This is a genomic window from Nocardioides cremeus (assembly GCF_030518195.1).
GTDB classification, from domain to species: domain Bacteria; phylum Actinomycetota; class Actinomycetes; order Propionibacteriales; family Nocardioidaceae; genus Nocardioides; species Nocardioides cremeus.
The window spans coordinates 1-220 of sequence record NZ_JAULSC010000437.1 but is presented as its reverse complement, the minus strand read 5'-3'; the positions used below and the strand labels follow the sequence as shown (position 1 = coordinate 220).

Annotated in this window: 1 protein-coding gene; it reads right to left on the bottom strand. The window is 80.0% G+C overall.

Going from position 1 to position 220, the window contains the following annotated elements; all coding sequences use genetic code 11:
• On the bottom strand, positions 1–220 hold a 220-nt coding region (locus QWJ41_RS21635; protein WP_302710563.1), incomplete at both ends, for a hypothetical protein.

Here is a 220-nt window from a genome sequence, read left to right as displayed (position 1 = left end):
CGGTGCGCCCCAGCGAGTCGAGCACCGCGGCCCCGACCACGCACAGCGCCAGCAGCCAGACCAGGGCCACGCTCGCGTCCTCGGCCAGGCGGCCGGCCACGGCCGCGCCGGCCGCGGTGCCGATGGCGCCGAGCAGCGACCCGAGCAGGGCGAGCACCGCCCACGGGCTGCGCATCCGGCGCCAGTCGACGGGTCGTCGCTGTGCCGGCGGCTCGGTGGG